This is a genomic window from Deltaproteobacteria bacterium (assembly GCA_026388545.1).
Lineage (GTDB): Bacteria > Desulfobacterota > Syntrophia > Syntrophales > UBA2185 > JAPLJS01.
Genome location: JAPLJS010000002.1, coordinates 1 through 3,512, shown reverse-complemented (window position 1 = coordinate 3,512; position 3,512 = coordinate 1). Strand labels below are relative to the sequence as shown.

3 protein-coding genes, 1 tRNA gene and 1 pseudogene are annotated in these 3,512 nt (G+C 46.0%); 4 read left to right on the top strand and 1 reads right to left on the bottom strand.

Features of this window, described 5'->3' with window-relative positions:
• From NTW12_00070 to ltrA, 4 genes and pseudogenes are all read left to right on the top strand, one after another.
• Window positions 1-181 (top strand): dihydroneopterin aldolase (locus NTW12_00070; protein ID MCX5844750.1); only part of this gene is annotated, 181 nt, incomplete at its 5' end.
• Window positions 171-347 carry a cysteine-rich CWC family protein gene (locus NTW12_00065; protein MCX5844749.1) on the top strand — a complete coding sequence of 59 codons (177 nt, stop codon included), beginning with the start codon at window positions 171-173 and terminating at the stop codon, window positions 345-347. The genes NTW12_00070 and NTW12_00065, both read left to right, overlap by 11 nt.
• A gap of 221 nt (window positions 348-568) precedes the next feature.
• A tRNA-Cys gene (locus NTW12_00060) sits at window positions 569-639 on the top strand.
• 482 nt (window positions 640-1,121) lie between these two features.
• Window positions 1,122-2,509, top strand: a pseudogene (gene ltrA, locus NTW12_00055) (group II intron reverse transcriptase/maturase).
• A 109-nt stretch (window positions 2,510-2,618) separates the two neighbouring features.
• Here the strand turns inward: ltrA and NTW12_00050 are convergent.
• Entirely contained in the window at window positions 2,619-3,416 is a 798-nt protein-coding gene (locus NTW12_00050; protein MCX5844748.1) for a UDP-2,3-diacylglucosamine diphosphatase, read from the bottom strand.
• Window positions 3,417-3,512: the final 96 nt, after the last annotated feature.

Below are 3,512 nucleotides of genomic sequence, written 5' to 3'. Positions count from 1 at the left end.
AGAGATGAAGGTGCCGTCGAACTTGCTTGAACACCTGACCGGTCGTATTGTTGATTCCCTGGTTCTTAAATTCAGTGCCATTAAAACAGTAACAGTGAAAGTAACCAAGCTGAATCCCCCGCTGGGTGGCAAAACCGAAGGAGTCAGTGTGGTAATAACAAAGGATAGATATGAAAGGTAGCACCGAAAAAAAATGCCCGAAGTGCGGGAAATCGTTTACCTGTTACAGCGAACGGGATTGCTGGTGTGAAAAGGTAAGGATCCATAAGAAGGAGATGCTGGAGATCCTGCAGAAATACAACGATTGTTTATGTCCGGAATGCCTGAAAGAATATGCGGAGAAATAGGAGACAATTAACAATTAACAATGAAAATCATACAACAGACTAGAGATAATTCCAATAATTATATATCACTGCCGGATGAATGCGGGTGAAGCAAACTCTTGAATTTGAAATACAAAATAATTTTCTAACTTTGCGAACCTTCAAAGGGTCTCCTGGCCGGGAGGTTAGTCCCGATGGATCTGGAAAACCAAGTAGGGCTGCGAGATTGAAAATAACATAATGGTCTCTTGGCCGAGAGGTTAGGCAGCGGTCTGCAAAACCGCGTAGGGCGGTTCGATTCCGCCAGAGACCTCAACCCAACACAGACCCCTTGTCCCCCCAAGGGGTCTTTTTTGTGCGCCCGGCACGGGCGATAACTCTAGGGTGCAAGTCCCAAACGCGCCTTGACAGTGGGAAGCGTTAGCCAAAGGCAAGGGTGTCTACCGTGAGGTGGAATCTGAAGGAAGCCGGAGGCAAAGTCCCGGTTTGACGAACAGGAACTTCATATAAGGCCTAAGGTTGCCGGACAAGTTTACATAACAAAACGAAATCCGATACTGTACAGGGTTAACCAAGGTAAATGAAGCAGACACATGGGGCGAAAGTTATCGTTCTTACCCGGGGAGGTCTCACGGACAAGTGGAAACGCAAGTGTGAAACATGGTCGAAACAAGGTTTACCGTGAGAAGTCAGCCGAAGCCATAGTACCCGGTAATTTGAGCTCAACTAAGGTTGAGGGATTATAAAAAGGGAAGGGCCGAACTTTAAGAAGTGAGCGAAAATGAGAGTTACCGTATGAAGGAAGAAAAGCAGAAAATCTTTGAAAGGACAAAGACCTACCCACAGGAGAACAGGACGGAATCCAAAGGGAATGAGGGAGGGCAGACCTACATACGGATGACTGAAAATGATGCCACAAACAACAACAGACGGACAGACTATGGAATGCTGGAGTTCATAGTATCACCTTCGAACCTGAACGCTGCTTACAAAAGGGTAAGGAGCAACAAAGGGGCAGGAGGTATTGACAGGATGGAAGTCGAATCTTTAAAAGAATATCTTGTCATACACAAAGATGAACTGATAGCATCCATAGAGAGGGGTAAATATCGCCCCAACCCGGTACGCAGGGTAGAGATACCCAAGGAAAACGGGAGTAAACGACAATTAGGCATACCCACCGTTGTTGACAGGGTAATCCAACAAGCCATCACCCAGGTACTGGTTCCGGTTTATGAACCACAGTTCTCGGATCACAGCTACGGGTTCAGGCCAAGGCGTAATGCCCATCAGGCGTTACGCAAATGCCAACAATACATCACTGAAGGTTATGAATGGGCAGTAGAGATGGACTTGGAAAAGTTCTTCGATACAGTAAGTCATAGCAAACTGATTGAGGTAATATCACGGACGATAACGGATGGGCGGGTTGTATCGCTAATCCACAAATACCTCAGGGCAGGGATAGTGTTTGGGGGCAGCTATGAACCAAGCGAAGAGGGCGTTCCTCAAGGAGGGCCTCTAAGCCCGTTGTTGAGCAATATAATGCTCAATGAACTGGACAGAGAACTGGAACAAAGGGGGCATAAGTATGTTCGCTACGCAGATGACATAGTTATACTGTGTAAGAGCAGGCGAAGTGCCGAACGTACTTTGGAGAGCATTATTACTTTTGTAGAGAGGAAATTGTTCTTAAAGGTAAACCGGGAAAAGAGCCGGATATCCCACGTCAGAGGAATAAAATTCCTGGGATACTCCTTTTATTTAAAGGACGGTGCATGCAGGTTGAGATTACACCCAAGGAGTATGCAAAAGATGAAAGCCAGAATAAAAGAGCTTACATCGAGAAGTAATGGATGGGGAAACGACCGGAGGAAGGAAGCACTACGGCAGTTCATAACCGGATGGGTGCAATACTTCAAACTGGCCGATATGAAAGACCTGCTGATTAAGGCAGACGAGTGGTATCGCCGCAGGCTTAGAATGGTAATATGGAAACAATGGAAACGTATTAGAACCAGAATGGCCAACCTTATCAAGCTTGGTGTCAAGAAATCCAAGGCTTATGAGTGGGCGAACACAAGGAAAAGCTATTGGCATACTGCCAACAGCCACATCCTTAATACAACCATTACAACTTTATCTTCTTGTCGGATTACTATCGAAAAGTCAGAATTGTTTCTTAAAGAACCGCCGTATACCGAACGGTACGTACGGTGGTGTGAGAGGTCGGAAAATAAAATAGGAGGAAAACTATTTTATTTTCCTCCTACTCGATGGGTAATCCGATTTTTACGGAAGAAGCGGAATGCTTTTCCTCAGTATTTCCTTCTCCTTTTCCGGCAGAATGGAATGGAGTTCAAGGGTATTGTTATGCCATACGGCATAGGTGAAGTTCGTGATCCAGTCTCCCAGGTTGATAACGCGGGTTTTTTCACCGATACGGATATCAAAGGGCAGATGCCGGTGGCCGAAAATAAAATAATCAAAAGGCTGCGATTTTATAGTTTCACGGGCAAAGGCAACCTGCCATTCGCGTTCATCACCACGGTAAGGCTCGGCAATAATTCCCTTGGCGAAGCGGCTTGAACGCGACCAGCGGTGGCCTAAGGCAAGGGAAGCATTCGGATGGATGCGGGCAAAGAACCACTGGAGGGTACGGTTGGTAAAAACCGCCTTTAAAATCTTATACCCTGCATCGCCTTTGCCAACTCCGTCACCATGGCCGATGAAGAAGCTGTATCCATCAAGGTCCCTTGTGACAGGCTCGCGGTAAATTGTCAGCCCTATTTCTGCCGGCAGGTAATCATACACCCAGACATCATGATTACCGGTAAAAAAATGGATTTTCGTACCGTTATCCGATATTTCGGCCAGTTTGCCAAGAAAACGGGTAAAACCCCTTGGGATAACCTTACGGTATTCATGCCAGAAATCAAAAATGTCCCCCAGCAGGTAGATTTCGCCCGCCTCCCCTTTTATACTGTCGAGCCATTGAACCAGCATTTTTTCACGTTCAGCGCTGCGGTTCGCCGGATAAAGTCCAAGATGGGCATCGGAGATGAAAAATATTTTATTTCTTTCAGCCACGCAGAAAGGGTTTAATTTAATAATTCAGACAGCTTCACCAGCAATTGGTCGGGACTTATATCCTTTGCCAGAATAGAAGCATTATCCTTATCGATC

Excerpts from the sequence above, each read along its gene's own strand:
- NTW12_00065 (MCX5844749.1), top strand. The coding sequence starts at position 171 with ATGAAAGGTAGCACCGAAAAAAAATGCCCGAAGTGCGGGAAATCGTTT.